This window comes from Psychrobacter pacificensis (genome assembly GCF_900101915.1).
Lineage (GTDB): Bacteria > Pseudomonadota > Gammaproteobacteria > Pseudomonadales > Moraxellaceae > Psychrobacter > Psychrobacter pacificensis.
Genome location: NZ_FNAL01000001.1, coordinates 301,808 through 316,798 on the forward strand (window position 1 = coordinate 301,808; position 14,991 = coordinate 316,798).

Here is a 14,991-nt window from a genome sequence, read left to right on the forward strand (position 1 = left end):
TTACGACTGAGTAACCCACCTTTTTAATTTATCAATTAAATTAATATCTTTAGCTATAGACGGTTATGACCGTAGCATTTCACGCTTCCGTTCCAAAAACAGCATATCGATGACAATCAGTACAACCCCGAGAGAAATCCCAATATCTGCAATATTAAAAATCGGATAATGCCAAACATCAGCATAGTGCACATGGATAAAGTCAATCACATGACCATGTAGTAAGCGGTCGATCAAATTACCAAGCGCACCGCCTAGTACCATGGCAAGTCCAAGCGAGAGTAGCGTGGCTTTGCGAGGTGCTTTGAGTAAATAGATGATCAGAAACAGTGACATGAGTAATGCCAGTCCTGAAAAAAACCACTTCTGCCAACCGCCAGCATCTGCCAAAAAGCTAAATGCTGCGCCGTAATTATAAGCAAGTGTCCAGTTGAGAAATGGCTCAATCACGGGCACTGGATCATGAAAGGTCAGCTTGGTTTCTGCCAGCCACTTGGTCCACTGATCGATGACAATGATAATCAGCGCCAGTGCATACCAAATAAAAGCACGAGTACCGTTAGCCACCAGTTTTGGTGTCTTCTTTGTTGACTTGCTCAGGCGGCCTCTAGGCGTGGTTGAGCTACCTGTGGTCGCATGAGCAGGCTTGGGCGAATGATCAACCTCAACCTGCGAGTCATGCGGGCTTTCAGATGAATCCGTTGGGTTAGGCATAATGACGTACCTCGCCGTCACCACTGACGTTGGTTACGCAGCGCGCGCATAGTTCAGGGTGTGCGCTATCTGTGCCGATATCATCACGGATGTGCCAGCAGCGTACGCATTTAGTACCAGTGGCAGCGCTAACTTGTACCACTAAGTCAGCAGCTTCGTCTGTATTGGTCTCGTCTGCCTGCTTGGACTCAGTAGGTGCTTCGCTCATTGGCTTTAGTTCTGCGTTGCTAGTGATGAGTACAAAACGAAGCTCTTCATCAAGCTTGGCTAGACTTTCATACATGGCACCGTCAGCGTATAGGCTCACATCGGCAGATAAGTTGGCATTGATAATTTTTTCACCACGTGCGGTTTCGATATGCTTGTTTACCATGTCTTTGGCAAACATAATACGCTGCCAGTCATCATTGCTGATAGCACTTAGCTCAAACGCTGGGAACTCGTACCACTCTTGGGTAAACACGTAGCCGCCTTTATCAGCCTCACGTTGGTTCAGTACTTCCCATGCCTCTTGCGCCGTGAATGATAAGATCGGTGTGATCCAGCGAATCAGCGCATGAGCAATATGGTAGATTGCCGTCTGGGCAGAGCGGCGCGGCTGACCGTCTTTTTGGGTGGTGTACTGACGGTCTTTGATGATGTCTAAATAAAAACTGCCCAAGTCTTGCGAGCAAAACGCGGTCACGTGCTGGGTGACTTGGTGAAAGTCCATTGCATCATAGGCACTGATGATTTGCGCTTGTACGGTTTGCGCGCGCTCAATGATGAATTTATCAAGACTGACCAGCTCGTCCATCGGTACACTGTCGGTTGCAGGATTGAAGTCATCAGTATTGGCCAGTAAGAAGCGCAAGGTGTTACGAATACGGCGATACATATCGATCGCGCCTTTAAACACCGTCTTACCTGCGCTCATCTCATAACGATAGTCGCTAGACGCAATCCACAGACGCAACATGTCCGCGCCCGTTTTGTTGATCTCTTCTTGCGGCGTGATGATATTACCCAATGACTTACTCATCTTACGACCGTTTTCATCGACCACAAAACCATGGGTCAGTACTTGCTTAAACGGTGGGCGCTCATACATGGCCTCTGACGTCAGTAATGACGTTTGGAACCAGCCGCGATGTTGATCAGAACCTTCTAAATACATGTCAGCTGGGTTGGTCAGCTCATCGCGTTGCTCAAGTACGGCGAAATGCGTCGTGCCTGAGTCAAACCACACGTCCAATGTGTCCGTTGCTTTGTCATAATCAGCCGCTTCGCTACCTAAGAAGTCCTCGCAGCTGGCGTCAAACCACGCTTCAACACCGCCCTCAGCGATTTTTTGCGCCGCAGTTTCCATCAGCTCAAGCGTATTTGGATGCAGCTCGCCTGTTTCTTTGTGCGTAAAGAACGTAATCGGCACGCCCCACGTACGCTGACGTGAGATACACCAGTCAGGGCGACCATTCATCATCGCTTCGATGCGGTTCTGCCCCCATGCAGGTGTCCAGTTGACCGATGGAATATCAGCAAGGGCGCGAGCACGTAGACCTTGGGTTTCCATATTGATAAACCACTGCGGCGTGGCGCGGAAGATAATCGGTGACTTATGACGCCAGCAATGTGGATAGCTGTGTTCAATTTTGGTATGGCTGATTAGATGGCCATTGTCATGTAGGGCAGCGATGATTTTTGGATTGGCTTTATAGATGTGCTCGCCTGCGAAGATCGCTGCGCTGTCTAGATAAACGCCCGTACCGCTCACTGGGTTTTCCACTGGTAAGTTGTATTTTAGACCAACGATATAATCGTCGAGACCATGACCGGGTGCAGTATGTACCAAACCAGTACCACTATCGGTAGTCACATGATCGCCTAGGATAATCGGCACTTGGCGGTCTTCAATCAATGGATGCTGAGCGCTCAATCCTTCAAGCTCACTGCCTGATACGGTCGCGAGGACGCCTTTATTCTCAAGGCTGAGCGCGGTCATTGCAGCGTCAACAAGGTCAGTGGCCAGTAACAAGTTACCCTTTGAAGTCGCGACCACACTGTAGTCATGCTCAGGATGGACTGAGATGGCTTGGTTGGCAGGTAGTGTCCATGGGGTGGTGGTCCAGATGACCGCAGCGATGGTATCGTCGATGGCTGCCATGGCATCGAGCTTGTCCGTACCCAATACATCAAAGCTCACATAGATGGCGTCAGAGACTTTGTCTTGGTATTCCACTTCGGCTTCTGCTAGAGCAGAGCCACAATCCAAGCACCAGTTCACTGGCTTCATGCCGCGCGTTACGTGACCATTTTCATGAATTTTTGCCAGCGCGCGCACGATGTTGGCTTCCTGCGCAAAGTTCATGGTCAGATAAGGGTTGTCCCAATCGCCAAACACGCCCAAACGTTTAAAATCGGCCTTTTGCAACTCAATTTGGGTACTGGCGTATTCGCGGCATAAACCACGGAATTCGGTAGCAGACACTTTTTGACCGACTTTGCCGACTTTGGCTTCGACTTTTTGTTCGATTGGCAGACCATGACAATCCCAACCAGGGACATAAGGCGCATCAAATCCTGATAAGGTTTTTGATTTGACAATAATGTCTTTTAGTACTTTGTTGACCGCGTGACCCAAGTGAATCTGACCGTTGGCGTATGGAGGGCCATCGTGCAAAATATACTTAGTCGCACCAGCACGCGCCTGACGAATTTTACCGTACACGTCATCTGCTTCCCAAGCAGCTAACCAATCTGGCTCGCGCTTGGCAAGGTTTGCGCGCATCGCAAATGGCGTATCCGCAAGGTTCAGCGTGTCTTTGTAATCTTGGCTTGGTGTGTCAGTGCTTTTATCAGTCATAGAAGGTATCTTTTTAAAAGGTAGGTTTGTGTGTCGGTTAAAACCGGCTACAAGGCTCGATGTTCAACGTATTTCAATATAGTGCTGAGGTTAATGCTGTGTCGATAATACTTAATTACTAATAATAGTAGGTATATTGCTCATCATAGTCGGTTTATCAACCGCCATGTCAATAAATACCCATTGTTGCTCATTAGTCTGCAAATAGTTACGTCAATAATAAATGGTAACGAGACGATTGCAACATAAAATATGCTAGTAAAAATAATTCAAAAAAATATTTAGATCGGCAGCTATTATATGACAAAAAGAGTAGGGTAAAAAGAGCTGAGCAATTTCATCCTCATTTTGACCAATATCAACTGTTTATCTACGTTGCATGTCGTTGATGAGAGTATAACGATGACCTCTTCGCAAGATAATTTATTAAAAAATAAAGTCAGGTTCAGCCGCTAAAAAACCGATGCTAACCATAAGCGCAGTTTTAACGACCATAGTGGCTGAATACCTGTTAGCCCTTGTGTCATCTTGCCATTCTCTAATACCACATAGGATGGTGTGACTTGTCCTTGCCAATCCGCAAAGATATCACCTTCTCGGTCGTTTATGGTGGTAAAGCCAAACTGATGCTGATCGAGGTAGCTGCGTAGCTCTTGATTTGAGCCTGACTGCACAGCGATAGTGATGACAGCATGATCGTTTGTCGCTGCTAGCCTATTTATCGTTGGCGATGTGACGCTACAGACCGAGCACCATGTCCCCCAAAAATATATCAGTGTTGGCTGCTGGCGACTCAGCTCGGCCAAATCCACCGGTTGCCCTTGATAGTCCATTAATTGCAATTGCGGATCGGCTGGCATGACAGGCTGTCGCCACCAGTTGACCACACTATAAATCACCAAAAATATCACCCCATAGAGCAGTGCTGTCTTAAGCACAGACAGGATGCGCTGTTTGGGTGTTTTTTTCGGTTTTTCGAGGGTTTTGTCGATGCCAATATCAGTCGTCATAGGGGCTGCTTTTATACTTTTATGTGTTGATAGATAAAAATAAACGGCTGATGATGCAGCCGTTTATTGGATTAAAAAGTCAGTAGGGAGTTATAGCAGATACGTTATTATGGCTTTTGCGCACGGTTTTGTAAGGGATCACCGATAAGCACACTGCCTGAGTTTTCGCGGCGTTCTTCGTCACTTAATTTGCTTGCAGGAACTTTGGATTTACGTTTCCATTTTAAACTAAATAAGTCATCACGGCGGTCAATCAAGTTATGTACTGAGCCTTCGTGACGAACGTGAGTCAGCTTATCTAAGTTGACATCAGAGAAGAAAATCATCTCGGTATTGGGCGTGGTCTCTGCCATAATTGCGTCATGAGGAAAGGCAAAATCTGACGGTGAGAAGATAGACGACTGTGCGTACTGAATATCCAAGCTTTCGACTTGTGGCAAGTTACCTACCGAGCCGCAGATCATGACATAGCATTCGTTTTCAATGGCACGTGCTTGGGCACAATGGCGTACACGCAAATAGCCGTTTTTGGTATCTGTCCAGAAAGGCACGAACAAAATATCCATATCATCAAGTGCTAACAGGCGTGCAAGTTCAGGGAACTCAACGTCATAACAGACCAAAATACCAATACGCCCCGCATCGGTGTCAAAGACCTGTACTTTATCGCCACCTTCAATGACCCACGCGCTACGCTCATGCGGGGTGATATGAATTTTGCGTTGCTCTTCAACCGTACCATCACGGCGGCACAGATAACTGACATTGTACAAGGTATCGTCTTCGTCTAATAAAGGCATAGAACCTGTAATGACATTGACGTTGTAACTGACGGCCAAATGCGAAATTTCATTTTTAAACCATTCGGTATAATCGGCCAAAAAGCGAATGGCGATGTTTTGGTCAGTAGACTCGCACAAGCCCATCAGCGGCGCATTAAAGAACTCAGGCAAACAAGCAAAGTCAGAGTTATAATCGGCCATCACATCGACAAAGAACTCCACTTGCTGGAGCAGTTCTTCTGGCGACTCGACCTCACGCATCTGCCACTGAATACCACCGATACGCACCTCAGATTTACGCGTATTGGGCTTATAATCTTTTGGCTCATAATAGATATTTGACCACTCAAGCAAGGTGGCAAACCCTTTCGATTGTTTGTCATCTGGTAGGTAAGCGGTCAAGATACGCTTGACGATAAACCCGTTTGACAACTGAAAAGACAATGCAGGGTCGTGAATTTCGCGGCTCTCAACAGCGTCAATATATTCGCCTGGGCTTAAGTCTTGGTGGTTATGGTAGTTAGGAATGCGGCCACCCGCCAAAATAGCGCGGAAGTTGAGCTGACGACACAGCTCTTTGCGTGCGTCATAGAGACGGCGACCGAGACGGTAGCCACGATAATCAGGGTCAATCAGCGCATCCAAACCATAAATAGCATCACCCTCAGGGTTGTCTCTAATGATTTCTTTTTGCCCGATCAAATCATCATAGGTATGCGGGTTAGAAAATTTGGCATAATCAACACGCATGGACAGTACAATACCAATTAATTGATCATGGTCAAACAGCGCAATCTGCCCTTCAGGAAAGGCGTCTATGAGCGTATGAATGGTGTTTTTTGACCACGCGCCGCCTAGGTTGACGTAGACGCGATCCATCAAGGCTTTTAACTGGGGGTAGTCTTTTTTCTTGATCTCAGCGATCGTGAGATGAAAGTCATCTGTTTTTTCGATTTTACTCATGATATTCCTATATTAAATCTCTACTAAATTTGAGTATGCGTAATGCAATGATCCTAAGCACTCGATTTTGTCAATTTTCATGAAAAAAAACCAATAAGAATATTCCAGTAGTCAGATATAGCCTTTACAATAATTATTACCCTATTTACAATGGGTTATAGCAATATTTTATGCCATGTTACTCAGTGTATTTGAGGTTTATTCTGACTGATATAGAGGAATAAGCCTTAGTAATCATTGCCTGCCGTATCACTTGGTTTTTTATTGGATTGTTAACAACGAAATACAGGGTTGTCCAATGCCTTTACAACGGCGACTGTTTTGCTATTTATTATCTAAATATAAAATCTAAGTAATATCTATCAGTATCATTCATTTTGCTTGCTATGATAGCAAGCTATATAAGTAATAATAGTCTCACGTAGTAACTATTTGCTACGTTTTTGTGAGTCTGCAGCTTTATCTACTTCAGGCATAGTATCGTCTTGCTTGTTTCATTTGGCCGGCGTTATCGGCTTTTAGGATTATTTTATTATGCCCTTAACTCGTAGTAATAGAATCAAGCAATGGGATGCAATGCAAGAATCAGTACTGGTTCAATTGGTCTATGTCAGTACGCTAACGCTCGGTTCACGCCTAAATACCTCTATATTTGAGGATATAGAGGCCCATGCTCGCGATTATAATGAGCAGCATGGTATTACTGGTACATTATGTTATGGCAATGGTCAGTTTTTGCAGTGCATCGAAGGCGAAAAAAGACATGTCTTTGCGCTACAAGAACGTATCTTTGCTGATAGTCGTCACAAAAATATCGAAGTGCTTTTACTACAAGAGATTAATCATCGCAGCTTCTCAGACTGGCGCATGCGTCTGCTGTTTTTGGAGCGCTGGCTATGGTCGCCTGCAACCAAAGAGCAAGCAGCGCAGTTGTCACTATTTCTACCATTTGCGCCGCACGGTTGGTCACCTGATCGTACTGAGCAATTTTTGCAAATTATCAAAAATTTCGACACCCAGCCACATATCAAAGCAGCGGGCATTACTTATAATGCGCTAGGCAATATGTTCCGCCATATGGCGGCACCGCATCAAGCTTTTTTGATTGTCCAAGGGTTTCTTAGTATCTTGCTGGTAGTGGGGTTGATGTTGCTGTACTGGTAAACCATGTACCTTTACAAACGATGATCTGATGAATAAAAAAAGACGCTAGCCTATGGGTTAGCGTCTTTTTTTTGAGATAAATCGTTAGCCTACCAATCACATATCAAAAATCTTACCACGATTCATAATATTATTAGGGTCAAAAACTTTCTTGACCTCTCGCAAGTAATCGATCTCCGTCTCACTGCGGCTGTATTGCAAATACGGCTTCTTCGTCATACCCACCCCATGCTCAGCCGAGACCGACCCACCATATTTTTGTACCGTCTCAAACACGTATTTATTGACAATTTGACACTCGGCAAAGAAATCATCCTTACTCATGTTCTCAGGCTTTAAGATATTCAAATGCAAATTACCGTCACCGATATGACCAAACCAGCACACCTCAAAGTCAGGATAATTGCTACTGACAATCGCATCAATCTCAGCGATAAACTCCGGTACATAGCTGATGAGTACCGACACGTCGTTCTTATAAGGGGTAAACACAGAGATGGTCTCTGAGATGTACTCGCGCAGCTTCCACAGCTCAGCCGCCTGACTAAGGCTTTGGCTCATCACCCCATCAACCACCCAGCCCTCTTCCATGCACTGCTCAAAGATGGCCATGGCTTTTTCCATGATTGGCTCATAAGGCGCTTCAAACTCTAATAAGGTATAAAACTTGGTGCGTGATTCAAACGGCTCTTGTACTTGACCATGTGCCATGAGCTTATCAACCGCTACATCATCAAAGAATTCAAAGGCAGTCAAATCAATCTGGGCTTGAAAGGCAGAGAGCACATTCATGACGTCATTAAAGTTGTCCATACCCAGAACCATGACATTGAGGTCTTGTGGCTGACGCTCAAGTTTGATTTGCGCGTGAGTGACAAGACCAAGGGTACCTTCAGCACCGATAAACAGTTGACGCAAGTCGTAACCCGTGGCGTTTTTGACCATACCCCGGTTGAGGTGCAAGATATCCCCTTTACCCGTAACGACCGTTAGTCCCATGATCCATTGACGGGTCATGCCATAGCGGATGACTTTGATGCCGCCAGCATTGGTACCGATGTTACCACCCATTTGACTAGAGCCTGCTGAGGCAAAGTCGACAGGATAGTAGAGATCTTTTGATTCGGCGAACTGTTGCAGCTGTTCGGTGACAACGCCTGCTTCAATCTCGACCATGCGGTCCGCTGGATAGAACTGTCCAATCTGGTTCATTTTATCCATGCTGACAACGATCTCGCCATTGGCAGCAACCGCGCCTGCTGAGAGTCCGGTACGACCACCACTAGGGGTGAGGACGACGTTGTGTTCATTAGCCAGTAGGACAATGGCTTGGACTTGTTCGGTGGTCTTTGGGAAGACGATGGCGGCGGCGGCGGCGGCGAAGTGTTTGGTCCAGTCTTTGCCCCAGTGCTCTAAGCTCTCAGCGTCGGTTTTGATTTGGCTGAGGTCAAATTGATGAGTGTCAGTCAGCGTGCTTAGGATCGTTTGCACAGCGTTGGTATGGGTTTGGGAGGTGAACTGTTCGGTAGTTAGCGTCATGGTCAAATCTCAATATTAGCGTAAGCACGATGTTGGGACTGTTTATTATATAGCGAAATGACTATAAATTCAGTGAGGAGTCGGCTCGTGATGGCAATAAGTGGGTGATAGTTTCTAAATAAAAAATGAGACAAATAATAAAAAGTGGTTTGTTTGATTTCAAATCGAATGATTCACTATAGCATAAAAATTTTTCAGGCTTGATAATCAATAATTCATCTAATCTGCTAACATCGGCGTCAAATTTTGTGTAAGATATCTGGACTGTTTTCGTTTCATCCATCACAGATTATCCAACAGGTAATCTTATAAAACAAATATAGGACAGTTCTCATATGGCGCTATCACTACAAAAAGACAAAATCCGGTTTTTATTGCTTGAAGGTCTACATGACAATGCCCTAAAAGTATTGGAGGATGCTGGTTATCACAACATCGAGAATATCAGTCACGCGTTAGACAAAGAAGAGCTGATCGAAAAGATCAAAGATGCTCACTTTATCGGTATTCGTTCGCGTACTCAATTGACGCGCGATGTACTTGAGCATGCAAACAAACTTATCGGCATTGGGTGCTTTTGTATTGGTACCAACCAAGTCGATCTAGATGCCGCTCGTGACTTAGGTATTCCTGTCTTTAACGCGCCATTCTCGAACACCCGTTCGGTAGCTGAGCTGGTATTGGCTGAAGCGATTATGCTGTATCGCGGTATCCCTGAAAAGAACGCAACTGTACATCGCGGCGGCTGGGGTAAGTCTGCGACTAACTCACATGAAGTGCGCGGCAAGACTATCGGTATCGTCGGTTATGGTTCTATCGGCTCGCAGTTGTCTGTGCTCGCAGAAAGCTTTGGCATGAAAGTCATCTATCACGATGCTGTGACCAAATTGCCACTAGGTAATGCGGTACAAGTTGGTAGCCTAGAAGAGTTACTATCAATGGCTGATATCGTGACGTTGCATGTGCCTGATGTGCCAAGCACGCGCTATATGATGAAAGCTGAGCAGTTCGCTCAGATGAAAGAAGGCAGCTACTTTATCAATGCGGCTCGCGGTACGTGTGTTGAGATTGATGATCTGGCGGATGCGCTTGAGTCTGGTAAAATTTTGGGCGCGGCTATCGATGTGTTCCCGAAAGAGCCAAAATCAGCTGACGAAGAGTTTGAATCACCACTACGTAAGTTTGATAATGTGATTTTGACGCCGCATATCGGTGGGTCAACGCAAGAAGCGCAAGCTAATATCGGCCTTGAAGTCGCTGATAAGTTTGTTAGATACTCTGACCAAGGTGATACAGCGACTGCTGTGAACTTCCCAGAAGTCTCTATCCCGTTCAAAGAAAACTCGCATCGTCTGTTACACATTCACAAAAACGTGCCAGGCGTACTGTCTCAGATCAACCGTCTGTTTGCAGAAGCAGGGATTAACATCCTAGCACAGAGCTTGATGACAGAAGGCGATGTCGGTTATCTAGTCATGGACGTTGACTACAACGATTCGACTGCTGCACTCGATCAATTAAAAGATGTAGAAGAGACTATCCGCGTACGTATCTTGTTTTAATTGGTATGAATAGCTGATATAAAAAAGAGAGGCTCTATTGATTAGAGCCTCTCTTTTTTTACTTCTGTTTTATTGTACTAATGCTAGGTTTAATTGGCTTTAGCGTTGTTTGCCGCTTCTGCTTGCAGACGCGCTTCCGCTTTGGCAGCTTTGCGCTTCTCTATCACATCCATCACGTCACTACCGATATGGGCTTCACCGCGTTTTTTGGCCAGTTGCATTTGATGCTCGCGCTCGCGGAATCTAGCTTTTTGCTCATCTGTGGCTTTGTCGATACAATGCGGGCATGACTCGCCTTTAATATAGGCTGGGCTCTGCATGTCATCGCTAGTGATGGGCATACGGCAGGCAAAACACTGCTCATAATTACCTTTTTCTAAGTTGTGATTGACCGATACACGGTTGTCAAAGACAAAGCAATCACCTTGCCACATAGAATCACTGGCTGGGATTTCTTCTAAGTACTTTAGGATACCACCTTCTAAATGGTAGACCTCTTCAAACCCTTGTTCGCGTAGATACGCAGTTGACTTCTCGCAGCGGATACCACCTGTACAAAACATAGCGACTTTTTTATGCTTGGCTGGATCGAGCTCTTTTGATACGTATTCTGGAAACTCGCGGAAGGTCTCAGTGTTTGGATTGACGGCATTTTGGAACGTACCGATTTGCACTTCATAATCGTTACGTGTATCGATGAGAGTCACTTCAGGATCTGAGATCAATGCATTCCATTCGCTCGGCTTTACATAGCGACCGACCGATTGTAGTGGGTCGATGTTTTCTACGCCCATGGTGACGATTTCTTTTTTTAGCTTTACCTTAGTGCGATAAAACGGCTGCGCATCGGTATAAGACTCTTTAAAGGTAAACGTACCAATGGCTTCGATATTGCGCAGATAGTCAAGGATGGTATCGATACCCTGACGCGTACCAGAAATCGTACCGTTAATGCCTTCGCTTGCCAGCAATAAAGTGCCTTTGACATCGTTATCTAGCATGGTATTCAAAATTGGCTCGCGATACTGCTCAAAGTCAGTAAAGCGTGTGAATTTATAAAGTGCGGCAACAACGATATTGTTAGTGACGCTGTCGTAGGTGGGGGCTGATTGATTGTCAGTTATCACGGTTTCTTTGATATTACTATCTTGAGTGGTGCTCATGTGTTTCTCCTGCTGGCTAGGTCGCAAACCTAGTGCGTTGGGTTTGAAGTATCTTTTTAGTTTAAAGCATTAACAAAATTGTGGGATTGATGAATGCGCGCGTAGTGTAGCAAATTTTGTGTGGGTTTTGAATAGTTTAGGTCGCTCAGCTTGATAGGAGCTGAAATAATAAATGTTTTGATTATAAGATAAAAACAAGAAATCCAGCTCAAAGGCTGGATTTCTTATTATCAACTTAATCTTTTTTGAGGTTCGTTTAGAGTTTACTTACTCTGGAACCAGCGATCCGCTTGGTTGCGTGCATTGGCGATGTCTGAGCTTGATAAGTTCAATGCCAACTGTCCAATCTTGCCGCGCGCCTTGTTACGGACTTTTTCATCAAGCATGCCATCACGGGCAGCCAAGTCATACCATTTATAGGCATCTACCAGATTTTTTTGTTTTTCATCTAACAATGCAAGTGTATAGCTGGCACGGTTGTCGCCACGCATCGCGGCTTTCTCTAGCCAAAGACGCGCTTGCTGCAAGTTAGGTTGTACGCCTTCACCGCGTAAATACATAATAGCAAGGTTTAACTGAGCAGGAGCAACGCCTTGCTGAGCGGCTTTGGTGTACCACTGGATAGCTTGCTGGGTGTTTTGAGCGATACCTTCGCCTTTTTGCAAGCGCTTGGCTAGATAAAACTGAGCATGATCGTTACCTTGGGCAGCACGACTAGACAGCTCGCTCACAGGCATCAGCTCAAAGCGTGAAGTATCAAGCGGTACGTTTGATATTAACTCAGCATTGGCCAAACCAGCACAAGAAAATAAGGCAGTAAACAATGCGGCTTTTAATAATTTCATAGCAGCTCCAAAATTAGGCAGTTAATACGCAAGAAAATTGTACCGCTAAACATCGTCTCGCTAAAGACAGTTAGACGGCGATAATAATTAGGTGATATCTTGCGATATGAATTACCTAATCATCAGCAATAGAGTTTTTAATTTTGTATCATCGATTTAATCCAACTAATTAGACAAACGGTCGTAATAGTGGGATAACTGACAACATTTTGCTAGCTTAACACCCAAACTTACGAAACTCAAATACTAATTACAAGATTTAATAGCTGCTTGTACCTGATTGTCCTCAGTAAAATCATAGAGTTACTATAAGACAATCATTAGTTAACAATTTGCTAAGATAAAAGGTTCGGCAATAACGGTCATTTTATCCTTTTGAGCAAAAATTAAATATCTGACATTACTTCGTTTTTTTCTTTGTCACTCGATAGATAGCGACATCTGCGAGTAGATTGGGTGCCTGTCTAATTAATGCCGTCATCAGTGGGGAATGACCTTTATCAGAGTCGCTTACCGCAAAGCGATTAACGATATGAATATCATGCTGCGCACATAGTTGCTCAAAGTCTTTAAACGTACATAGATGAATATTGGGGGTGTTGTACCATTCATAAGGCAGTGCCTCAGACACCGGCATCATCCCTTTAAGCCCTAAATGAAGACGGTTTTGCCAATGGGCAAAGTTAGGGAATGTGATGATCGCCTCTCGGGCGACGCGTAGCATATCGAGCAGCAGCACATCAGGCGCTTTTACCGCTTGTAGCGCGCGTGCCATAACCACGGTATCAAAGCTGTTATCGGCAAAGCGTGCCAAGCCATCGTTTAGGTCTTGCTCAACAATCGATAAGCCGTTGCCAATGGCTTCGTTGATTTTGTCCTCATCAATCTCAAGCCCGTATCCAGTGACGCCTAACTTCTGCTGTAAGTGCGCGAGCAGCTCGCCATTACCGCAGCCCAAATCAAGTACATGTGCTTGCGGTGCGATCCAGCGCTCTGCCAGTTGGTGATCCATTCTCATGAGCGCTCTCCTGTGGCTGGGCGGCTAGGGTTAATAAATGGCGCTGTCAAAAATCCTCTAACAGCACCCATGTAGCGAGGAATATCAAATAAAAAAGAGTCATGGCCATGCGGCGCATCAATATTAATATAGCTAACAGGTTTGCCAGTAGCCATCAGCGCATCGACAATTTCTTGCGAGCGTTCTGGGGCAAAGCGCCAATCGGTGGTGAATGACACAACCAAGTACTGGCATTGTGTATGGGCGAATGCCGCTTTGAGCGCAGAAAGCTCTTGCTGTCGATCAGACTCAATGTCTTCAATCGTCGCTACCGCATCTTCTAACTCATTCTGCGCACTGGCTTTGCTAGACTCGACTGACGCCGCGATAGAATTTTCTAATGGCACGGCCGGCTCTGTATTGTCTTTTACCACCGCTGATGAGTAGTCACGTGTCGGGTCGAAATAATCTAATGCCTTGGTCATGAGCAGATAAGTATTGGCATCAAAGTTTTCACTAAAGCGCTCACCTTGATAGCGCAGATAGCTCTCAACCTGAAACTCGACATCATAGCCATACATAAACTTGCCAGATTTTAAGTCACGCCCAAACTTGGCTTTCATCGCGTCATCAGTCAAATAAGTGATATGACCGACCATCCGTGCCAAGATGAGGCCGCGACGAGGGTAGGTACCAGCTTGTATGTAGCGTCCATCCTTAAAATCAGGATCGGACAATATCGATTGGCGTGCGACTTCGTTAAAAGCAATATTTTGCGCAGATAGCTTCGGTGTACTCGCAATCACCACACAGCGTTTTAGCCTGTCTGGATAATCGACAGACCATTGCAGCGCTTGCATACCGCCCATCGAGCCGCCAACGATAGCATGCCATACGTCAATGCCCAGACGATCTGAGAGCATGGCTTGGGTTTTTACCCAGTCTTTAATCGTGATGAGCGGAAAGTCAGGGCCATAAACTTGCGGCTCATTGCTGTTATTTGCACTGCTATCGCTTGAATCGATACTGTCATCCGAACTAATGCTATCGGGATTAATAGTTGTTGGCCCTGTTGAGCCAAAACAGCTACCGATATTGTTGACGCACACCACATAAAAGCGATTGGTATCGATGGCTTTGTTCGGACCAATCATATTGTCCCACCAGCCCGCTTTTTTGTCATCAACGCTATGAAACCCTGCCGCGTGATGGTTGCCCGATAACGCATGACAAATCAAAATCGCATTTGATTTATCGCTATTGAGCGTGCCGTAAGTCTCTACCATCAAGTCAAACGAGGGCAGAGTACGGTTACATTCCAAGGTCAATGGCTCGGCAAAATGGAATTTTTGTGGCGTAACCACACCCACAGATCCAGCAGCATTATTGGCTGAGCTGTTTACGTGAGTT

General features: G+C 45.4%; 11 protein-coding genes. 2 read left to right on the plus strand and 9 right to left on the minus strand.

The genetic code is table 11. The features are described from left to right. Positions 1 to 63: 63 nt before the first annotated feature. The 4 genes from lspA to BLR43_RS01315 all read right to left on the minus strand — a co-directional run bounded on the left by lspA (position 64) and on the right by BLR43_RS01315 (position 6,311). A complete protein-coding gene (gene lspA, locus BLR43_RS01300; RefSeq protein ID WP_093067840.1) occupies positions 64 to 714 on the minus strand; it encodes a signal peptidase II in 651 nt (216 codons plus the stop codon). Then, positions 707 to 3,556, minus strand: a complete 2,850-nt coding sequence (gene ileS, locus BLR43_RS01305) for an isoleucine--tRNA ligase (protein ID WP_093067845.1) — start codon at positions 3,554 to 3,556, stop codon at positions 707 to 709. Before ileS ends, lspA begins: the two co-directional genes overlap by 8 nt. Before the next feature lie 452 nt (positions 3,557 to 4,008). Continuing rightward, entirely contained in the window at positions 4,009 to 4,566 is a 558-nt protein-coding gene (locus BLR43_RS01310; RefSeq protein ID WP_093067848.1) for a protein disulfide oxidoreductase, read from the minus strand. A gap of 107 nt (positions 4,567 to 4,673) precedes the next feature. Then, on the minus strand, positions 4,674 to 6,311 hold the full coding sequence (locus tag BLR43_RS01315; protein WP_093067851.1) for a carbon-nitrogen hydrolase family protein: 1,638 nt from the start codon (positions 6,309 to 6,311) through the stop codon (positions 4,674 to 4,676). 534 nt (positions 6,312 to 6,845) lie between these two features. Between BLR43_RS01315 and BLR43_RS01320 the strand changes: the two genes are divergently transcribed. Then, positions 6,846 to 7,475 (plus strand): BLUF domain-containing protein, encoded by a 630-nt coding sequence (locus tag BLR43_RS01320; protein WP_093067856.1) that lies wholly within the window; start codon positions 6,846 to 6,848, stop codon positions 7,473 to 7,475. A 96-nt stretch (positions 7,476 to 7,571) separates the two neighbouring features. Here the strand turns inward: BLR43_RS01320 and BLR43_RS01325 are convergent, their stop codons facing one another. Beyond that, positions 7,572 to 9,014 (minus strand): FAD-binding oxidoreductase, encoded by a 1,443-nt coding sequence (locus BLR43_RS01325; protein ID WP_093067860.1) that lies wholly within the window; start codon positions 9,012 to 9,014, stop codon positions 7,572 to 7,574. Positions 9,015 to 9,349: 335 nt separating this feature from the next. On the opposite strand from BLR43_RS01325, the gene serA reads away from it, so the two are divergent. Then, a complete protein-coding gene (gene serA / locus BLR43_RS01335; protein ID WP_093067868.1) occupies positions 9,350 to 10,576 on the plus strand; it encodes a phosphoglycerate dehydrogenase in 1,227 nt (408 codons plus the stop codon). Between the two features lie 89 nt (positions 10,577 to 10,665). On the opposite strand, the gene trhO is transcribed toward serA, so the two are convergent. From trhO to metX, 4 genes are all read right to left on the minus strand, one after another. Further along, a complete protein-coding gene (gene trhO, locus BLR43_RS01340) occupies positions 10,666 to 11,739 on the minus strand; it encodes an oxygen-dependent tRNA uridine(34) hydroxylase TrhO (RefSeq protein ID WP_093067872.1) in 1,074 nt (357 codons plus the stop codon). A 263-nt stretch (positions 11,740 to 12,002) separates the two neighbouring features. Beyond that, positions 12,003 to 12,584 (minus strand): tetratricopeptide repeat protein, encoded by a 582-nt coding sequence (locus tag BLR43_RS01345; RefSeq protein ID WP_058025769.1) that lies wholly within the window; start codon positions 12,582 to 12,584, stop codon positions 12,003 to 12,005. 400 nt (positions 12,585 to 12,984) lie between these two features. Then, entirely contained in the window at positions 12,985 to 13,602 is a 618-nt protein-coding gene (gene metW, locus BLR43_RS01350) for a methionine biosynthesis protein MetW (RefSeq protein ID WP_058025768.1), read from the minus strand. After that, on the minus strand, positions 13,599 to 14,951 hold the full coding sequence (gene metX / locus BLR43_RS01355; protein ID WP_227674214.1) for a homoserine O-acetyltransferase MetX: 1,353 nt from the start codon (positions 14,949 to 14,951) through the stop codon (positions 13,599 to 13,601). Before metX ends, metW begins: the two co-directional genes overlap by 4 nt. Positions 14,952 to 14,991 lie beyond the last annotated feature (40 nt).

What these genes read in the sequence shown, in the direction of transcription:
- BLR43_RS01345 (WP_058025769.1), bottom strand. Translation starts at nt 12,584, where the DNA reads ATGAAATTATTAAAAGCCGCATTGTTTACTGCCTTATTTTCTTGTGCT.
- BLR43_RS01315 (WP_093067851.1), bottom strand. Translation starts at nt 6,311, where the DNA reads ATGAGTAAAATCGAAAAAACAGATGACTTTCATCTCACGATCGCTGAG.
- ileS (WP_093067845.1), bottom strand. Translation starts at nt 3,556, where the DNA reads ATGACTGATAAAAGCACTGACACACCAAGCCAAGATTACAAAGACACG.
- lspA (WP_093067840.1), bottom strand. Translation starts at nt 714, where the DNA reads ATGCCTAACCCAACGGATTCATCTGAAAGCCCGCATGACTCGCAGGTT.
- BLR43_RS01310 (WP_093067848.1), bottom strand. Translation starts at nt 4,566, where the DNA reads ATGACGACTGATATTGGCATCGACAAAACCCTCGAAAAACCGAAAAAA.
- metW (WP_058025768.1), bottom strand. Translation starts at nt 13,602, where the DNA reads ATGAGAATGGATCACCAACTGGCAGAGCGCTGGATCGCACCGCAAGCA.
- BLR43_RS01320 (WP_093067856.1), top strand. Translation starts at nt 6,846, where the DNA reads ATGCCCTTAACTCGTAGTAATAGAATCAAGCAATGGGATGCAATGCAA.
- trhO (WP_093067872.1), bottom strand. Translation starts at nt 11,739, where the DNA reads ATGAGCACCACTCAAGATAGTAATATCAAAGAAACCGTGATAACTGAC.
- serA (WP_093067868.1), top strand. Translation starts at nt 9,350, where the DNA reads ATGGCGCTATCACTACAAAAAGACAAAATCCGGTTTTTATTGCTTGAA.
- BLR43_RS01325 (WP_093067860.1), bottom strand. Translation starts at nt 9,014, where the DNA reads ATGACGCTAACTACCGAACAGTTCACCTCCCAAACCCATACCAACGCT.